Source organism: Agrobacterium sp. GW821-FHT02D03 (genome assembly GCF_059421725.1).
On the sequence record NZ_JBWKVN010000001.1, the window covers coordinates 705,458 to 722,098 of the forward strand.

The window sequence follows — 16,641 nt, forward strand, 5'->3', positions numbered from 1 at the left end:
CGACTATCCGAGATAGGTTTGTGCGAGAATATCGGAAAGCCGTTCGAGATCCTTCTCCAGCTGGCGGAAGACATCGCCGGAGAGATTTTCCGACGTCATGACCGCAAGCGTGGACTGAATGCGCATCGCCTCTCGGCAGAAGGGCGACATCTGGCCGTTGATGGAGGCGTTGGGCAATTGCTCGACCTCGGCATGGATCTCGTTCAGCTGGAAGAGGATCGAGCGCGGGTTGAGCGGGTCGAGCGCCAGAAGATCCATGACGGTCAGCGCTGCGGTATTCACATTGTAGCGGCGGCGATGGGTCATGACGCTGTCGCCGATTTCGAGCAGCATGTCATAGGAGCCGTCGGGCGCTTCCGGCCCGCCCATATGCGCAAGCAGCCGTGTCATGTGAAGACCACGTTCGAGATAGCGCCCGATCGCCAGAAAGCGCCAGCCGGTGAAGCGATACATGTTTTCATGCACGAGACCGGCAAAGCCCGCGACCTTGCGCAACAGAATGGTCATGGCATGGGTGGCATCGTCGCCTGCATGGATCTTGCTGTGAAAACGGCGTGCGGTTTTCGCCAGATCGTTGAGTGCCAGCCAGCCATCCGGCGAGAAACGGTCGCGGATGTTGCTGGCGGAATAGATGGCGCTGTTGATGTTGGCGATCAGGCTGGAGGGGACGGGCTCCTCCACGTCGATATCGACGGTTTCCAGATAATCGGTGACATGGGCAAGCAGCGGCTGCTTCGGATCGGCGGATTCGGCATAGCGTGCATGCCAGGCGCGCAGAATGCGCAGCGCGCCTTCGGAGCGTTCGATATAGCGGCCGAGCCAGAAGAGATTATCGGCCGCACGGCTTGGAAGGCTGCCGGGTATGTTGCGGATGAAGTTTTCTTCCGGCGGCAGCAGCGTGGTGCGCTCCACCGGCTTGTCGCTGACGATCCAGACATCCGCCGCGCGGCCTCCGGCCTGCATGGCAATGGCCGCCACATCGTTGCTGCGGCCGATGCGGGCAAAGCCGCCCGGCATCACCTGCCAGCCATCCTGGGTGCGGGCAACGAAGACGCGAAGGCTCATGGGCCGTGGCACAAGCTTGCCGTCGACGAAGGCAGGCGTGGTGGACAGCGTAACGACTTCCTGGCCGACGAGCTTGTGGCCGTCGGTTGCGAGCCAATCGCTGATCGAATCCCTGGCGGTTTCGCGCAGGCTCGAACCCAGCACCGACTGCCCGTTGTCGTCGAAGAAGGGCAGGCGCGAGTAAGCGGGGCCGATGACCATGCGCTCGATATTGCTCGCCACCTGCTGACGCTCCGTCGGCTGGCCGCACCACCATGTAGCAATCGACGGCATGGCGAGATCTTCGCCGAGGATATGGCGACAGATGGCGGGCATGAAGGCAAGCAGTGCGCGGGTTTCCAAGATGCCGCTGCCGAGCGCATTGACCATGTTGAGCGAACCGGCGCGCAGCGCCTGCACCATGCCGGGCGTGCCGATATGGGAGTTCTGGTCGAGCTCCAGCGGATCGGCATAGGATGCATCGAGACGCCGCCACAACACGCCGACGGGCTTGAGGCCTGCAACGGTGCGCACCATGACGCGGTTGTTGACGACCGTCAGGTCTTCGCCTTCCAGGAGCATGAAGCCGAGATAGCGAGCGATATAGGCATGCTCGAAATAGGTTTCGCTGGCAGGGCCGGGGGTCAGGACCGCGATACGCTCATCCATATGCTGGCGGTGCGATTGCAGCGTATCGCGAAACGCGCCGAAGAAGGAGGCGAGGCGATGGACATGCGCCTCCGCATAGATATCGGAAAAGGCGCGGGTGGTGGCCACACGGTTTTCGAGCGCGAAGCCCGCGCCGGAGGGTGCCTGGGCGCGATCGGCCAGAACCCACCAGTTGCCATCCGGGCCACGGCCGATCTCGAAGGAGCAGAAGTGCAGGTAATGGCCGTTGGCGGGTTTTACCCCCACCATGGGCCGCAGAAATTCCGGATTGGAGGCAATGAGGGCTGGCGGCACGTAGCCCTGCTGCACCAGCGTGTTCTCGCCATAGATATCGGCCACCACGGCTTCGAGCAGATTGGCGCGCTGGACGAGGCCTTTGGTGACGACTTGCCATTCGGCATCGTCGATCAGAACCGGGACATGCGAGATCGGCCAGTTGCGTTCGCTGCCGCCACCGCCGACGCCTTGAGCGCTATAGTCGCGATAGAAAACGCCGGCATCGCGCAGATAGCGGTCGGTACGCGAGAAGCGGTCGTGCAGTTCACGCTCGTCCATGCGCGAAAGGGCATTGACGAAGGGCTGCCAGACGGGGCGGATGCGCCCGTCTATATCCAGCATTTCATCGGCAACGCCCGGCAACGCGCGATAGCCCAGCATGGATCCCATGCCGGTTTCTCCGGTCTTGCGTTCCGTTGCAGGTGCCTTCGCCACCTTATACTCCTTGCGGGCGTCGCAGATCGAGTGTCAGCGGAAATTCCGGCGACACCGCTTCCGGCCAGACGGTATATTGACCGGCCGTATGGCCCCATGGCTCGAAACGCGCCAGGCGACGCGCTTCCGCCTCGTTTCCATTGACCGGAAAGGTGTCATAGTTGCGCCCGCCCGGATGGGCAACATGATAGATGCAGCCACCGATCGAACGGTTCGACCATGTATCATAAATATCGAATGTTAAGGGCGAGTTGACCGGCAGCACCGGGTGCAGGCCAGCTGCCGGCTGCCACGCCTTGAAGCGCACGCCTGCGACAGAAACGCCGGATTCGCCCGTTGGCTTCAGGGGCACGGCGCGGCCATTGCAGGACACGGTGTAGCGGGCCGGATTGGTGGTTTCGAGGCGTACCTGAAGGCGTTCGACGGAGGAATCCACATAGCGCACGGTGCCGCCAATGGCACCCTGTTCGCCCATGACATGCCAGGGTTCCAGCGCCTGGCGCAGTTCCAGTTTCGAGCCCTCATATTCCACCTCGCCGAAGAAGGGGAAGCGGAATTCAAGCTGGGCGACGAACCATTCCGGCTTCAGGTCGAAACCGTTTTCTCTCAGATCGGCGAGAACGTCGAGGAAATCCGCCCAGATATAGTGCGGCAGCATGAAGCGGTCAGCAAGCGCTGTACCCCAGCGGACGAACTTGCCACTGACCGGGTTCTTCCAGAAACGGGCGATCAGCGCACGCACCAGCAATTGCTGGGCAAGCGACATGCGGGCATTCGGCGGCATTTCGAAACCGCGGAATTCCACGAGGCCAAGACGGCCCGTCGGGCCATCGGGCGAAAACAGCTTGTCGATGCAGATTTCCGAGCGGTGGGTGTTGCCAGTCACATCCACCAGAAGATTGCGGAACAGACGGTCGACCAGCCACGGCAGGGGCGGCACGCCTTCGCCCGGTGCCGGCACCTGGGCCATGGCGATTTCCAGCTCGTACATGCTGTCATGGCGCGCTTCATCGATGCGCGGCGCCTGGCTGGTGGGGCCGATGAAGAGGCCGGAGAAGAGGTAGGAGAGCGAGGGGTGGCGCTGCCAGTGCAGCACGAGGCTCTTCAATAGATCGGGACGGCGCAGGAACGGGCTGTCATTGGGGTTTGCGCCACCGACGACCACATGGTTGCCGCCGCCGGTGCCGGTGTGGCGACCGTCGATCATGAACTTGTCGGCGCCAAGCCGCGACTGGCGCGCGTCTTCATAAATCGCGGTGGTGATATCGACGCACTCCTTCCAGCTTGCCGCCGGATGGATGTTGACCTCGATGACGCCGGGATCGGGTGCGACGCGGATGACGTTCATGCGCTCGTCATGCGGGGGCGCATAGCCCTCGATATGGACGGGCAGGCCGAGATCGGTGGCGGCAGCCTCGGCGGATGCGATGAGGTCGAGATAATCCTCGATGCGTTCGACCGGCGGCATGAAGACGCAGAGCCTGCCATCGCGCGCTTCGACGGATAGTGCGGTGCGCACCGTTCCGGCGATATCACTGATGACCTGCTCGTTGCGGCCGAGATTTGGGGCATCGCCCGCCTGGAAGGAAGCTTCCGGCATACTGCGTGCCGAAGGCGATGGGGCATGCGCCGAAGGCGGCAAGGCGTCCGGCAGAGGGCCGCGTGGAATCGAGGGATCAGCCTCGTGAATGTAGGGGAAGGCGGACGGCGGAACGTAAGGCAGGGTTCCAAGCGGCAGGCGGTAGCCGACGGCGCTATCGCCGGGCACCAGGAAGATCTTGCCGCGCCGTGTCTTCCACCGCTCGCTGACCCAGCGCTTGTGGCCGGAGCTTTGCGCATTCCACGCCTGCACGGGCAGAATATAGCCGGTCGGCTCCGTCAGGCCGCGCTCGAAGACGCGGGCAAGGCGGCTACGCTCTTCCGGGTCCTTGAGCTTGGAGTTGGAGGGATCGACATTGTCGGGAAGGTTGGCTTCCTTGATCAGCCATTCCGCCGTGTCTTCATAGGCGGGCAGTACCAGATCGGGCTCGATGCCGAGATGGCCGGCAATCGAGGTGAGAAGCCGTTCGGCATCGGTGGAGGTGACGCCGGTATCCTGACCTTCCTGAGCGACGAGATCGGGATTGCGCCAGACGGACTTGCCGTCCTTGCGCCAATAGAGCGAGAAGGTCCAGCGTGGCAGGGTTTCGCCCGGATACCACTTGCCCTGACCATAATGCAGGAAGCCGTTGGGGGCAAAGCGCTCGCGCAGTTTGCGGATGAGGATATCCGCCTTCTGCCGCTTGGTCGGGCCGACGGCGCCGGTGTTCCATTCCTCGGATTCGAAATCGTCGATGGAGACGAAGGTCGGTTCACCGCCCATGGTGAGGCGCACATCCTGCGCGGTGAGCGCGCGATCGACCGTTTCGCCAAGCGCATTCAGCTCTTCCCAGCTTTCATCCGAAAAGGGCTTGGTGATGCGCGGATGTTCGGCAACGCGCGTCACCCTCATGTCGAAGGCGAATTCCGTATTGGCCTCGCCGAAATAGCCGCCGGAGATCGGCGCTGCGTTGCGATAATGCGGGGTGGCCGACAAGGGGATATGGCTTTCGCCGGTCAGAAGCCCCGATGTCGGGTCAAAACCGACCCAGCCGGCACCCGGCAGATAGACTTCCGCCCAGGCATGCAGATCGGTGAAATCCACTTCCGTACCGGACGGTCCATCGAGCGCCTTCAGATCCGGCGCGAGCTGAATGAGATAGCCGGAGACGAAGCGGGCGGCCAGTCCCAGGCGACGCAGCACCTGCACGAGAAGCCAGCTGGTATCGCGGCAGGAGCCCTTGCCCGACAGAAGCGTTTCTTCCGGGGTCTGCACGCCGGGCTCCATGCGGATGACGTAACCGATGGCCTGCTGAAGTTTGGCATTGATGCCGACGATCATATCGACGGTCGTCTGGCCGGGCGTCTTGTCGATGGTGGCCATCAGCGCATCGAAGAGCGGACCCGTCTCTTCCGGCTTGCGGTAGATCGACAGATCGTCCTTCAGCGTTTCCGGATAGTCGAAGGGCCATTTGGTGGCGCTTTCTTCGACGAAGAAATCGAAGGGATTATAGACCGTCATATCCGCAACGAGATCGACCTCGATCTTGAACTCGGTGACCGGATCGGGAAAGACGAAGCGGGCCTGGAAGTTGCCGTAAGGATCCTGCTGCAGATTGACGAAATGATTGGAGGGCGTGACCTTCAGCGAATGGCTGATGACCTTGGTGCGTGAATGCGGCGCCGGTTTCAACCTTATGATCTGGGGTCCGAGGCGGACTGGCCGGTCATATTTATAATGCGTCAGATGATAGATGCTCGCCTTGATCGACATGTATTACCTTATATTTCCGGCATTTGCGGATTGTTCCGCCCCCTCTATTGCCCTGACTTTGTGCAATGCACGCGCATAATGCAAGGAACATTTCGGTCCCGTCGTGCATTCGTCGCCGCGGCATTTCAAAGGGCGCGTCAGAGGTGTTCTTGAGGTCGTGTAGACAAGTATCAGCTTAGTGATATTGCTGTCATCGCTAGGGCACAGACTTGGTCTTTGTCAGTCAGCGCGATTCTGTGATTTGAGAAAGTGGTAATGAATTGAAAACGCAAGGAAATTCTCCTGAGGAGATGGCTGCCTACGCGCGATTCGATCTCAATTTCAGAGCGCAGATGCGGATGATGGGCAGTGCCTTCTGGACATCTCCGGTGCGATCCCGGCTGATCCTTCTGGCCTGCGGTCTGCTGACCATCATTCTCGTGACAGCCTATGGGCAGGTGAGGCTGAACGAATGGAACGCGCCCTTCTACAATTCGCTGGAGCGGCGCGACCTTAACGCCTTCATTCACCAGTTGGAAGTCTTCACCATCATTGCCGGGTGTCTGCTGCTTCTCAACGTCTTCCAGACATGGCTGAACCAGATGACCGCGCTGAACATGCGCGAAGGGCTGGCGAAAGACATGGTGGAGCAGTGGCTGAAGCCCGGCCGTGCCGCCAAGCTTGCAAGCTTCGGCACCATTTCCATCAACCCCGACCAGCGCCTGCATGAGGATGTGCGCAACCTGGCCGAAAGCAGCACCGCACTTGCGATCGGTCTCGTCAACGCCACGATTATTCTCGTCAGCTTCATTGGCGTGCTCTGGGGGCTTTCGGCGGGCTTTGCCATCGAGATCGGCGGCAAGATGGTGGCGATCCCGGGCTATATGGTCTGGGCGGCACTTCTTTATGCGGGATCGGCCTCGCTGCTTTCCAACATTGTCGGCTACCGGCTGGTGCCGCTGAACGCCGAGCGCTATTCCAAGGAAGCGGAGCTTCGCTTCTCTTTGATGCGCGCGAGCGAAAATCTGACGGCCATCACCCTTTCACGCGGCGAGAAGAACGAGCGTCACCGCATTCGCCAGGATATCGACGCGGTGCTGGTCGTCATTCGGGGGCTCGCCATGGGGCTGACGCATCTGACATGGGTGTCTGCCGGTTATGGCTGGCTTGCCATCGTCGCGCCGATCCTGATTGCCGCGCCCGTTTATTTCTCCGGCAACCTGACGTTTGGCGGGCTGATGATGGCGGTGGGCGCCTTCAACCAGGTGAATGTGGCACTGCGCTGGTACATCGACAACTTCGGCCCGATCGCCAGCTGGAAGGCGACGCTGCAACGCGTGTCGATCTTCCGCAATGCGCTGATCCAGATGGACAGCGTCGAGAGGCACGAAAACGCCATCGACCTCGAACGTTCCGCGACCGATGTCGTGCGGTTTTCATCCGTCGAAATCAGTCCTGAAGCGGGAGGCAAGGAGATGGCGCGCAGCTTCAGGCTGCGCGAAGCTCCTGTCGAGATCGCCATTGGCGACCGTGTGGTGATCGACGGAGACCAGGGCGTGAACCGACGGCTGTTCTTTGCGGCGATTGCCGGGCTCTGGCCCTGGGGGCGCGGCAAGATCACCATGCCGCCGCGCGACGAGACGCTGTTCATTGCCCAGCACGGCTATATGCCGGCGGCGCCATTGCGCGAAATTCTCTCCTATCCGCGTGCGCCGCAGAAGTTCACGGAAGAAGAATTTCTGGCCGCCATGGAAGCCTGCGGCCTCGGCCACATCATTCCGCGGATGAACGACAATATTCGCTGGGACCAGAAGTTCGATTCCGACGAGCAGGCCTGTATTCGGGTGGCCAACGCGCTTCTGTTAAAGCCGCGCTGGCTGTTCATCGACGATCTGCTGGAAGGTCTGGAGAAGCACACGATCGACCGGCTGGTGGAGGTGCTGAGCGCCATGAAGGACACCGCCGTGGTCTATATCGGCCGCTCTGATGCGGTGATGCAGGTGCTGTCACCGCGCGTTCTGCATCTCGAGCTGGTTACGACCGCGCCAGCTGGATAGCGTGCGTGTCTTCCATGACCACCGGTGAGCGGATTTCGATCCGCTCTCCTTTCATCGTCTGTGTTTCGAAACGAAGCATAAAGGGCGCCGTCACCGCAATCGAGACGATGGCCAGCAAAGCGACCACGATCAGGCGATCGTAATGCCTCTGTTTGATGTCATTCCCACTCCAGTCATATGCCATTTTCGAGCCTCGCCCTGCATCTGGAAGTATATGAAATTAACCTAATAAATTAAGAGACTGAGCCGTTATAGTTAACGAAGCATTACCGAAGCTTGGTAATTTGTTGTATTGTGGTTTTTTGACTGTGTTTGACATGACTTGTTGTTGATTCAAGAATCAGCTTCCTCATTTCAAGCGACATGCTGGAAATGAAGACCAGCCAAGACGAAATCGCTCTTTTCCAATCAATGGTGAATAGGCTATCGCGACACCGGGAGGTGCGCGATCAAGAGGTATGCTGATGGACAACCAACCACCCTCCGATATGGAACTGACCCTTCGCACGCTGGCCATGCCGGCTGACGCCAATCCCGCCGGTGATATTTTTGGCGGCTGGGTGATGTCGCAGATGGACCTTGCCGCCTTCGTGCGCGCCAATGACGTGGCGGGCGGCCGCACGGTCACCGTTGCCGTCAACGAGATCGTCTTCAAGAAGCCGGTGAAGATCGGCGACACGCTGTGTGTCTATACCCGCATCGAGAAGGTTGGGCGCACATCGATCACGCTGAAGATCGAAGCCTGGACGCGCCACTATTCGCAACACTCCCGCGACAAGGTGACGGAGGCCGTGTTCATCATGGTGGCGGTGGATGATGCGGGCAACCCGCGGCCGGTGATGGGGTGAGGGTTTGGTGGTGCGGGTGCGTTGTTTGGGCCGATGAGCGGCACTCACCTCACTTCCGTCATTCTCGGCCTCGAGCCGAGAATCCATGCCCTTCAGAGTTCATTGCGCGTGGTGGCCTGCGCTGATTGCCTGTTAAGCCCTTGACGTTGTGGATCCTCGGGTCAAGCCCGAGGATGACGGCAGTGGGTGGGGCAGAGCGCGCGTGCAACAGGCAAGCTCGTGGATAAGGCCCAGATTGTCTCGCGTCTTTTGGTATGCCGCGGTTCCACTGAGAGCATCCGCTACCCAGCCCGCATCGTGAGCAATCGAGGTGGATTAAAACTTCACGCCGAGGCCGAGGCGCACACCGTGCTGGTCGATGTCTGAGTTGAGCAGCGGGCCGGCGTCATAATCGAAGTTCTGGTCGCCGAAATTGGTGTAGCGATATTCGACGCGACCGAAGATCATGTCGGTGAAGGCGTAATCGACGCCGGCGCCGACGGTGAAGCCGTAGAAATTTTCCTTCTGGGTGCCGGCACCTGGCACCGTCAGATAGCCGCGGCCGATGGCCCAGCCGGCCGTGCCATAGACCAAGGCGCGGTCAACCGCGTAGCCGACCTTGCCGCGGACCGAGCCCTGCCAATCGAATCCGTATTCGTAAAAATCGGGTGCGAGAACCGTGAGCTTGCCGCCGCCCAGGTTGCCTTCGAAATCACCTTCGACGCCTGCGACCCAGTTGTTGGAGAACTGATAATTGTAACCGGCAAAACCGCCGATCAGGCCGTCGTCGAAATTGGCATTCACTGTGCCGACCGGAGCGATGCCCAGAATATCGTTCTTGTTCCAGCCATATCCAACCTGAATACCCGCGTTAAAGCCGCTCCAGGAGAAGGAAGAGTTGTCGATGGCGACCGGTGCTGCGGGAACGTCCGAGACGGCGTCCGCGGCAATTGCGGAAGTTGCGGCAAGAATAAAAGCGGCGGCGGCAAAGACAGTGGTTTTCATCGGAAGCACTCTGAGGTTCAATGGCGCTATCGATAGCCTATTGGCGGCAAAATGCTGTAACTCCGAAGCAACAACAGAAACATCTTGCGGCCTGCAGCTTGGAGCGCGGTGGCGTGCCACTCGGCTCTTTGAGGGCTACAGCGTCGGCGCGAAAATCGGGCTCGATTTTCGCAAAGGCACGATGCGTCGATTCAAAAATGTAAAGCGTCCCGTCGATACCGGGCGGGTCTGTCCCTTCATGGCCCATGGGCTTCACGCTCGCGACTGGATGCCCTGCTGCGTATGGTTCAGCGTGTTGTAGAGACCGGTGCCGTGTCGCAATCGGCGTTGCTCTGCCATCTCGTCGCGTGCGTCCTTTTCCTTTCGGTCTTCCTCGCGCTCAGCAAAAGGGCGGATATCGAAATCATCGGCGATGGACATGCCCTTCTTGGCGGTGACGTCGTAGAGATCGACGCTGATCACCGTGCAGTTTTGCGAGGTGGTCTCATCGATCAGGGACTGGATCTCCTCCGCCTTATAGAGGCGCACCGGCATTTCCAGAAGAACCGTATCGCCATCGCGCCAGCGGGTGGCAATCAGCAGCATTTCGTCTTTTCCGATGATGTAGCCAGGCGTGGTCATGGGGGGTGATCCTCATCGTCGCTGTCTTCTCAGATACCGGGTTACTCCGCCTGATGCGGGTTCACCTGTTCGGACACAGATCCATTTCTACTATTATACTAGTATTTATGTCAACAAGAAAACTAGTAAATGTGGGAACAAAGAGAGAATCAGTTTGCAGAGGGCCGATTGGTCAAACGGATCGTTGCTGTGATGATGGGACGTCGACCGGCGGCGAGGTGATGCTTGGCAGCAGGCTACATATTGATGATCGAGCGGCGGACGCGGCCGACGATGATGGGGTCGTTGTCCGGGAAGATCGGTTCGTGCTGTGGATTGGTGGAGACGGGTTCGAAGCGCATGGGGCCGGAGCGGTAGCGCTTATAGGTGGCGTTGCCTTCCACGTCCGAGATGACGTAGCAGCCATTGGGAACGAGGTTGCGATCGTTGCGATCGACGAAGATGATGGAGTCGGGCGGAGAAATCCTGTCCATGGAATCGCCGCTGACTTTCAAGGCAATCCAGTCTCCCGAGGCCGGCAAATCCGCCACGCGGATGAGGCCAAGGGCTTCGTCGGCGATGTCATCGCGGATCATGGCGCCGGCGCTGACCCAGGCGAGATAGGGCACGATCAGGGTGGGAACGCCCTCCGCATCCGGCGTGTAGGATGGGTCGAGTTCGTGGACGCTGACGCCGAGCGCCTGGGCAAGGGCGGGAAGTTCAGTGGTCTTTTCAGTCAAGCCGGTCTCGAGCTGCGAGATGAGCTGCTGGCTCACACCCGACAGTTCCGCAACTTTCGCCTGCGAAAGATTTTTGATCTTCCTGATCGATTTCAGATTTTCGCCAATAATTCCCATGGCTTAGTTTCTACCAGAACACTTGTGGAAACGCACACAAGGAAACTAGTTGACGGATGTTCCAATTTTTACTAGTTTTCTTGTATGAACAGATTTCGTCATCATATCGCACCGGGCGCTGAGGCCGATGGCTTCCGGGTCGGACCCGGCTCGGCAGGGAGCGGCTTCAAGCCGTTCGTTTGCCGGTTACGGGTGGCGGCCCGAGAGGTCTGCGCCAGAGGGGCGGTTGCGGTTGAGACGGTGCCTGTCTTGCGAATGGCGAGGGATGGGTTTGTCCCTCGTCTGGACCTGCGCCCCGATGTCCTTGGTGAGCGGCAGGCAGCGAAGCGGAGGACCGATATGGCCTTCGCCGCGCTGGCCGCTTCCGGCATCGGGGCGGGGCAAAGGCAGGCTTTGACCTTTATGGGGGATCGGCGCGCATGAGTTCTGTCCGTATCGAAGCATCCGCGCAGGCGCGCCGCGCTGCGTTTCAGACACGCTATATCGGCTGCCGCGAATGCCGGCGCCCGCTTTCTATCGAACACCAGATCGAGCGGTTCTGCGACAGGTGCGGAACGGTGACGCCGGTCGAAATCCGGGAAGGAAAGAATGATGACTGATGTTCTGGACAGACCCGGCTTCGGCGTGGCGCGCTGGAAGGCGGTTGCCGAATATCGAAGCCAGGCCGGTATCGTCGATGTCGAACACGCGATCGAGGAACTGGACGAGTTGCACGACCTGATCGAGCGCGGGCCGGATTGGAATACGCTGGTCAAGATCACCGTGACCTTTGCCCGCCCGGTTTGCGAGTTGCTGACCATCGAGGAGGCCGCGCGGCTATGACCCAATGCAACAGCAACATGCAGCCCGTGGCGACGGATGATGAGGATGCAAGCTTCGATGTCGAGCTTCTTTGCGAGGTCAACCGCATCAATGGCGAGCGACTGGCGGCCTGATGGCTGCAGTGTTTGCCCCATGACTGAGTTCGAGATTTCGGCGGTTCTGCCGCTGGATCGAAGGTTTTGATCGCGTCTCCTCCCTGGCGATCAAAAACGGGCTGACGGCTTGTCCTCCCGGGCCGTCAGCCCAACCCTCCAATCCTTGAAGCCTTTGCCGTCTCGAGAAGACGGTTCGAGGCGCTTGTCGGGAAGATCCTGCGCGGGAGCGCCGGCCTTTCGGCCCGAAAACTCTCAGCCGTGCCGTGAAGGTGCGGCCGATATCACCATTGCCAATACCACGTGCCTTAAGTCTGCGCCTGCGGTTCAGACGACAGGCGAACTTTGCCGCCTGATGGCGAGGAAGCGGGAACACGCATGAGCAAGGCACTGACACTTTTTCGCTCCGGCTATGACACGGCCGAGATCGCCTACATTCTGGGGCGTTCCGAAGCGGATGTTTACAACGAGCTTGCACGGCTTCGCGAAGAAAGCCGGGCGGCAAATGTGGCGGTGATCAAGTATCACCCGGCCAAGGATGCCTGGGGCACGCCGCCAATGCGCGCGGAGAATGCCAATGGCTAACCTGCCTTTCATGCCGTTCTGGACCGATGCCTATCTGGCAGACACGGTGCATCTGACCACCGAGCAGCATGGCGCCTATCTGCTGCTGCTCTTCCAGGCGTGGCGCTCCCCCGATTGTTCGCTGGCCGACGATGATGAACTTCTGGCGCTGCAGGCCAAGGTTTCGCCGGCCAAGTGGCGGGCGATGAAGCCGGTGGTGATGGCGTTCTGGAAGCTCGACAAGCGGCGGAAGAAATGGGTGCAGAAGCGGCTGCGGATCGAGCGCGAAAAGGCCATGGAGCGCAAGGCGAAGGCCAGAGATAGCGCCGTAACCCGCTGGAAGGCTGAGAAAAAAAGCGATGCGAAGGCATTGCCAAAGCACAGCGAAGGCTCTGCTTCCAGAGTCACACCCATAGAAGAAAAATCTGGCGATTTTTCCAAAGGCGCTCGCGCGCCGAAAAAATCATCCCGCGATTTGTTGATGGAGGCGTTTCAGGATGTTTGACCTCATTGCCAAGGATCAGTTCGACCGGCTGCCGGAGCGGTATCGTGAGCGTGCGCGGCAGATTGCCCTGCGGGTGCAGGAGATCGACCGGCTTCTGGCGCCTGCCGCGCCGGAGACCATTCGCGATACGGCTATTCGGCTGATCGGCCAGTTTCGCCCGCAGCCGGGCGTGGATGTGGCGGCGTTTGGCCGGGAGTTTCGCGGTGTCTGCGCCGATCTGCCGGAATGGGCGGTGTGCGAGGCCGCCAATGATTTCATTGCCGGGCGCGTGGCCAACCATACCGGCCAGTTCGTGCCGACCTGCGCGGAGTTCGGCAAGCAGGCCAGAGCCATCGTCGCGCCCTTTCATGCCGAACGCTATGCGCTGCGCATCGAAGCCTCGCGGCTGTTCGACCGTGCGGCGGATGAGAAGCGGCGGGCGATGATTGCCATCGAGCGTGCTGATCCTGCGGTGAAGGCGCGGGTGAGGGCGATTGTGGCGGAGGCGCGTGCGGGGGCACCGGCGAGGGTCGGGTTCCTGCATGGCTCTCTCGACCCGCAGGTGCAGGCGACGCTGGATGCGATGAAGAAGACGCCGCAGCACCCATCGAAAATTTCAAAGACACGCATCGGCAAGGACGACAGACGATGAGCCTCTATCCTCAGACACAGCTGAATTTCACCCTGATCCAGACCAACCGCGTGGACGGCTTCATGCGGCTTGTCAGCCCGCTGGAATACCGCGCGCGCGACAGCATGGCGGACGCGGCGCGTCATCTTCTTCAGAAATATCCCGACGCCACGCTGCATCTGGTGCGCAGCGATGTGCGGGCGCGCTGGCTGGTCAGGATCCGGATGGAGATGGTGGTGCATTTTCGCGATGCGCTGGGCAAGACCTACCCGCAGATCGCCCGCTTCATGCGCCGCGACCACACCTCCATTCTGCATCTCTATCGCAAGGCGAAGGCACAAGCTCTGGAGGGCGGGGCGTGACCGGCACAATTCCAGAAGCGATCCACCAGGCAAAGGCTGCGGCATCGGAACGCAAGAAGCGGGAAACGGCGATCCACCGCATTCTCGACCAGTATCAGCAAGGCCGCGGTGCATCGGCCTGCATGGACGACATCAAGCGCATCCTGGCGCGCGATTAACAACGGAAAAGGACTAGCAGCATGACCAGCAAGGCCGAAAAACTGAAGCAGAAGCGCGGACGGCGCAAGGTGATCAATGTGGCGCGTGAGCCGAATGGGCGCATCTCAAGATCCGGCCGTGCCCACGCGCCGGCAGACAGTGTGGCGCTGAAGGCGCGGGCAAGCCGCATGGGCGTGACGGTCGAAGAAGCGCGTGATCCGCGGGCCGCAACCTATATCGGCACGCTGAACATGCTCGGCAAACGCGATGGTCTGAGCGACGACCAATATGAAGGCGCGGTGCGGTTTCTGGAACTACGCCAATCCTACATGATGGCGATCAAGGCGCCGGATGGCGATCGCGACAAAAGCGAGCGCAGCACGCCCTCCCAGACGATCAGCGAGGATTACGAGAAATGGTGCAAGGCGGTGATTGCCCGCTATGACGGATGCCGCAAGACCATCCAGACCGCACAGAACGAGCTTCGCCAGAACCTCTGGGCGGCGCTGGATTTCTGCGTGATCAAGGGCGAGCGGCAGCACCATATGCTGGGAGATCTGCGCGTGGTGTGCAATGTGCTGGCGCGGTTTTTTGGGGTGTGATTGGGGTGAAAAGCCTTGAAGGCGGCGGCGTTCGCGCCGCCCTCGCCACGCCAATTTTATGGGCTATTCGAGAAGCCTTTACAGAGCTTCAAGTGGCTTCCTACGCCTGATGAACAACGATCCGGGGCATAGAAGAGGTTGATTTTCAAAATTGCCGCTTTTTGAAAGACAAACCTGTTTGTCTCGCATGCGTGATACGCAAAAGGATTTGACTATCAATAATCCGGTATTTTGAAAATCAAATGGGTTTGAGTGATACAGATGTACATCAACCCGCGTTGTCTATCAAAAATAACCATTCTTGATAGACAACGGCTTCGTGATCAGGCATGACATTGTAGCTCGTATGTCAAAAATCCTGAAACTCGGACATCACAATGGCGCTGCGCCCAGGCTTGGACCTCTCTGAAGCGGTCGAATATCACTATGATCAGTTTCCACCGCGGTACATCGATGCTGGCAGACTCATTACGCCGGTGGCATCGGCATCGGCTGCTCTGGCGCGCTACGATCAAATGCTCAAGAGCATGCATAATAGCGAGATTCTGCTGGCGCCCTTGAGAAATCAAGAAGCCGTTGTGTCTTCACGTATGGAAGGCACGGTCAGTACGCTCGACGAAGTGTTGCGATATGAAGCCGATCAGGAGGAAAGTGGTGACGAGACGGGTGGCCACTATCGTAATGAAGCGATTGAGGTCTTTTTGTACACTCGCGCCCTGTCAGCCGCCCAGCGCAGTATGGAGCAAGGAGCGCCACTGTCCGGCTTTCTTGTAAAAAGCGCGCATCGCGTTCTTCTTGGTTTCGGTCGCGGCGCGCATCTATCCCCCGGCGAGTATAAGACGGAGCAAAATTATCTCGCCGATCGAATGCGCCGAAAAGTTCATTTCGTGCCAATGCGACCCGAACAACTTCAGGACGGGATGGATCGTCTTTTCGCATTCATCGAATCGGATGACTGGCAGATTCTCATCAAGACAGCAGTCGCTCATCTAGAGTTCGAAGCCCTGCATCCATTCAAGGACGGCAATGGCAGAATTGGGCGGATGTTGATCACCCTCATGCTTTGGAAAGCCGGAGCGATCTCCGCGCCGCACTTCTATATCAGTAGCTATTTTGAAGATCGCCGCGATGAATATATCGATCTTATGCGTGACGTGTCCAAGTCGGGGGCTTGGACCGAGTGGATCATTTTCTTTCTTGAAGCCCTGGAATCCCAGGCGCAAAAAAACCTGGCAACAGCCGAACGGATTCGCGACCTTTACGAAGAGCTGAAAAAAGAGTTTCCGCAACTCCTGACATCGCAGTGGAGCACAGCGGCTCTGGACTTCCTTTTTTCGCGTCCGGTTTTCAGGAATAACGTTTTTACAAAAAAATCCGGAATTCCTGGACCCTCCGCTCACCGGTTCACGCGAATCTTGTCCGAACGCGGGCTGATACGGACTCTTGAGCCTGCTGCCGGTCGACGGCCAGCGCTCTACAGTTTCGAGCCGCTTTTGCAGATCGTTCGTGACTAATGGTCTGCTTTTGACCTTTGCTACCGCTAGCAGAGGCAGCAATAGCAAAGGTCAAAATCTGAGAGGATAGGCGCTCATGTTGATTGTCTTCTTCTCGTCAATTCCGCCACGAAATCTCCGGCTCTGATCATCGATATGCCGAACGCCTGGACGGCGGGATGCTCGAAATGTCAGTCGCCACAGACGATGAATGTCGCACCAGCCGTCAAAGCGGATTCTATATACAAATCGTCCTTTGGATCAGTGGATTTTAAAATATATGTTTCAGGGCTTTAGACGATTTTTGCGTTTTGAGGATTTTAGCGTTTGACTTTTCTTCCCGAAACAGCGA

Annotated in this window: 18 protein-coding genes; 12 read left to right on the plus strand and 6 right to left on the minus strand. The window is 59.3% G+C overall.

The window, feature by feature from the left end; translation table 11 throughout:
- Positions 1 to 3 precede the first annotated feature (3 nt).
- Entirely contained in the window at positions 4 to 2,424 is a 2,421-nt protein-coding gene (locus AC07U5_RS03170; RefSeq protein WP_062427847.1) for a circularly permuted type 2 ATP-grasp protein, read from the minus strand.
- A gap of 1 nt (position 2,425) precedes the next feature.
- Positions 2,426 to 5,776 (minus strand): transglutaminase family protein, encoded by a 3,351-nt coding sequence (locus AC07U5_RS03175; RefSeq protein WP_494722278.1) that lies wholly within the window; start codon positions 5,774 to 5,776, stop codon positions 2,426 to 2,428.
- Positions 5,777 to 6,066: 290 nt separating this feature from the next.
- On the opposite strand from AC07U5_RS03175, the gene AC07U5_RS03180 reads away from it, so the two are divergent.
- Complete coding sequence (locus AC07U5_RS03180) at positions 6,067 to 7,812, plus strand: ABC transporter ATP-binding protein/permease (RefSeq protein ID WP_494722279.1); 1,746 nt, start codon at positions 6,067 to 6,069, stop codon at positions 7,810 to 7,812.
- Here AC07U5_RS03180 and AC07U5_RS03185 read toward each other — a convergent pair.
- Positions 7,790 to 7,996: a hypothetical protein gene (locus AC07U5_RS03185; protein WP_062427850.1), complete on the minus strand. Its 207-nt coding sequence runs from the start codon at positions 7,994 to 7,996 to the stop codon at positions 7,790 to 7,792. The genes AC07U5_RS03180 and AC07U5_RS03185 overlap by 23 nt on opposite strands.
- 280 nt (positions 7,997 to 8,276) lie before the next feature.
- Here AC07U5_RS03185 and AC07U5_RS03190 point away from each other — a divergent pair, with 280 nt between their 5' ends.
- Positions 8,277 to 8,660, plus strand: a complete 384-nt coding sequence (locus tag AC07U5_RS03190) for an acyl-CoA thioesterase (protein WP_494722280.1) — start codon at positions 8,277 to 8,279, stop codon at positions 8,658 to 8,660.
- A 315-nt stretch (positions 8,661 to 8,975) separates the two neighbouring features.
- Here AC07U5_RS03190 and AC07U5_RS03195 read toward each other — a convergent pair whose 3' ends face one another.
- From AC07U5_RS03195 to AC07U5_RS03205, 3 genes are all read right to left on the minus strand, one after another.
- Positions 8,976 to 9,644, minus strand: coding sequence for an outer membrane protein (locus AC07U5_RS03195; protein ID WP_448746486.1), 669 nt, complete (start codon positions 9,642 to 9,644; stop codon positions 8,976 to 8,978).
- A gap of 252 nt (positions 9,645 to 9,896) precedes the next feature.
- Entirely contained in the window at positions 9,897 to 10,265 is a 369-nt protein-coding gene (locus AC07U5_RS03200) for a hypothetical protein (protein WP_062598895.1), read from the minus strand.
- A 236-nt stretch (positions 10,266 to 10,501) separates the two neighbouring features.
- The gene (locus AC07U5_RS03205) at positions 10,502 to 11,101 is read right to left on the minus strand and encodes an XRE family transcriptional regulator (protein WP_062427854.1); all 600 of its coding nucleotides are present in this window, start codon (positions 11,099 to 11,101) and stop codon (positions 10,502 to 10,504) included.
- A gap of 84 nt (positions 11,102 to 11,185) precedes the next feature.
- Here AC07U5_RS03205 and AC07U5_RS03210 point away from each other — a divergent pair, with 84 nt between their 5' ends.
- The 10 genes from AC07U5_RS03210 (at position 11,186) to AC07U5_RS03255 (ending at position 16,310) form a co-directional block, all read left to right on the plus strand.
- Positions 11,186 to 11,524, plus strand: a complete 339-nt coding sequence (locus AC07U5_RS03210) for a hypothetical protein (RefSeq protein WP_494722281.1) — start codon at positions 11,186 to 11,188, stop codon at positions 11,522 to 11,524.
- Positions 11,521 to 11,700 (plus strand): hypothetical protein, encoded by a 180-nt coding sequence (locus AC07U5_RS03215; protein ID WP_112358602.1) that lies wholly within the window; start codon positions 11,521 to 11,523, stop codon positions 11,698 to 11,700. Before AC07U5_RS03210 ends, AC07U5_RS03215 begins: the two co-directional genes overlap by 4 nt.
- On the plus strand, positions 11,693 to 11,923 hold the full coding sequence (locus tag AC07U5_RS03220; RefSeq protein WP_062439551.1) for a hypothetical protein: 231 nt from the start codon (positions 11,693 to 11,695) through the stop codon (positions 11,921 to 11,923). Before AC07U5_RS03215 ends, AC07U5_RS03220 begins: the two co-directional genes overlap by 8 nt.
- A gap of 470 nt (positions 11,924 to 12,393) precedes the next feature.
- The gene (locus tag AC07U5_RS03225) at positions 12,394 to 12,600 is read left to right on the plus strand and encodes a hypothetical protein (RefSeq protein WP_313058421.1); all 207 of its coding nucleotides are present in this window, start codon (positions 12,394 to 12,396) and stop codon (positions 12,598 to 12,600) included.
- Complete coding sequence (locus AC07U5_RS03230; RefSeq protein WP_494722282.1) at positions 12,593 to 13,084, plus strand: DUF1376 domain-containing protein; 492 nt, start codon at positions 12,593 to 12,595, stop codon at positions 13,082 to 13,084. Before AC07U5_RS03225 ends, AC07U5_RS03230 begins: the two co-directional genes overlap by 8 nt.
- Positions 13,077 to 13,715: a hypothetical protein gene (locus tag AC07U5_RS03235; protein WP_494722283.1), complete on the plus strand. Its 639-nt coding sequence runs from the start codon at positions 13,077 to 13,079 to the stop codon at positions 13,713 to 13,715. Before AC07U5_RS03230 ends, AC07U5_RS03235 begins: the two co-directional genes overlap by 8 nt.
- The gene (locus AC07U5_RS03240; RefSeq protein ID WP_062427861.1) at positions 13,712 to 14,056 is read left to right on the plus strand and encodes a hypothetical protein; all 345 of its coding nucleotides are present in this window, start codon (positions 13,712 to 13,714) and stop codon (positions 14,054 to 14,056) included. Before AC07U5_RS03235 ends, AC07U5_RS03240 begins: the two co-directional genes overlap by 4 nt.
- The gene (locus tag AC07U5_RS03245; RefSeq protein ID WP_162723148.1) at positions 14,053 to 14,214 is read left to right on the plus strand and encodes a hypothetical protein; all 162 of its coding nucleotides are present in this window, start codon (positions 14,053 to 14,055) and stop codon (positions 14,212 to 14,214) included. The genes AC07U5_RS03240 and AC07U5_RS03245 overlap by 4 nt, the downstream gene beginning before the upstream one ends.
- Before the next feature lie 21 nt (positions 14,215 to 14,235).
- Positions 14,236 to 14,796, plus strand: coding sequence for a hypothetical protein (locus AC07U5_RS03250; protein ID WP_494722284.1), 561 nt, complete (start codon positions 14,236 to 14,238; stop codon positions 14,794 to 14,796).
- A 377-nt stretch (positions 14,797 to 15,173) separates the two neighbouring features.
- Entirely contained in the window at positions 15,174 to 16,310 is a 1,137-nt protein-coding gene (locus AC07U5_RS03255; protein ID WP_494722285.1) for a Fic family protein, read from the plus strand.
- The last annotated feature ends 331 nt before the right edge of the window (positions 16,311 to 16,641 follow it).

Coding starts and splice junctions, on each gene's coding strand:
- AC07U5_RS03175 (WP_494722278.1), bottom strand. CDS start 5,776: ATGTCGATCAAGGCGAGCATCTATCATCTGACGCATTATAAATATGAC.
- AC07U5_RS03180 (WP_494722279.1), top strand. CDS start 6,067: ATGGCTGCCTACGCGCGATTCGATCTCAATTTCAGAGCGCAGATGCGG.
- AC07U5_RS03185 (WP_062427850.1), bottom strand. CDS start 7,996: ATGGCATATGACTGGAGTGGGAATGACATCAAACAGAGGCATTACGAT.
- AC07U5_RS03190 (WP_494722280.1), top strand. CDS start 8,277: ATGGACAACCAACCACCCTCCGATATGGAACTGACCCTTCGCACGCTG.
- AC07U5_RS03195 (WP_448746486.1), bottom strand. CDS start 9,644: ATGAAAACCACTGTCTTTGCCGCCGCCGCTTTTATTCTTGCCGCAACT.
- AC07U5_RS03200 (WP_062598895.1), bottom strand. CDS start 10,265: ATGACCACGCCTGGCTACATCATCGGAAAAGACGAAATGCTGCTGATT.
- AC07U5_RS03205 (WP_062427854.1), bottom strand. CDS start 11,101: ATGGGAATTATTGGCGAAAATCTGAAATCGATCAGGAAGATCAAAAAT.
- AC07U5_RS03210 (WP_494722281.1), top strand. CDS start 11,186: ATGAACAGATTTCGTCATCATATCGCACCGGGCGCTGAGGCCGATGGC.
- AC07U5_RS03215 (WP_112358602.1), top strand. CDS start 11,521: ATGAGTTCTGTCCGTATCGAAGCATCCGCGCAGGCGCGCCGCGCTGCG.
- AC07U5_RS03220 (WP_062439551.1), top strand. CDS start 11,693: ATGACTGATGTTCTGGACAGACCCGGCTTCGGCGTGGCGCGCTGGAAG.
- AC07U5_RS03225 (WP_313058421.1), top strand. CDS start 12,394: ATGAGCAAGGCACTGACACTTTTTCGCTCCGGCTATGACACGGCCGAG.
- AC07U5_RS03230 (WP_494722282.1), top strand. CDS start 12,593: ATGGCTAACCTGCCTTTCATGCCGTTCTGGACCGATGCCTATCTGGCA.
- AC07U5_RS03235 (WP_494722283.1), top strand. CDS start 13,077: ATGTTTGACCTCATTGCCAAGGATCAGTTCGACCGGCTGCCGGAGCGG.
- AC07U5_RS03240 (WP_062427861.1), top strand. CDS start 13,712: ATGAGCCTCTATCCTCAGACACAGCTGAATTTCACCCTGATCCAGACC.
- AC07U5_RS03250 (WP_494722284.1), top strand. CDS start 14,236: ATGACCAGCAAGGCCGAAAAACTGAAGCAGAAGCGCGGACGGCGCAAG.
- AC07U5_RS03255 (WP_494722285.1), top strand. CDS start 15,174: ATGGCGCTGCGCCCAGGCTTGGACCTCTCTGAAGCGGTCGAATATCAC.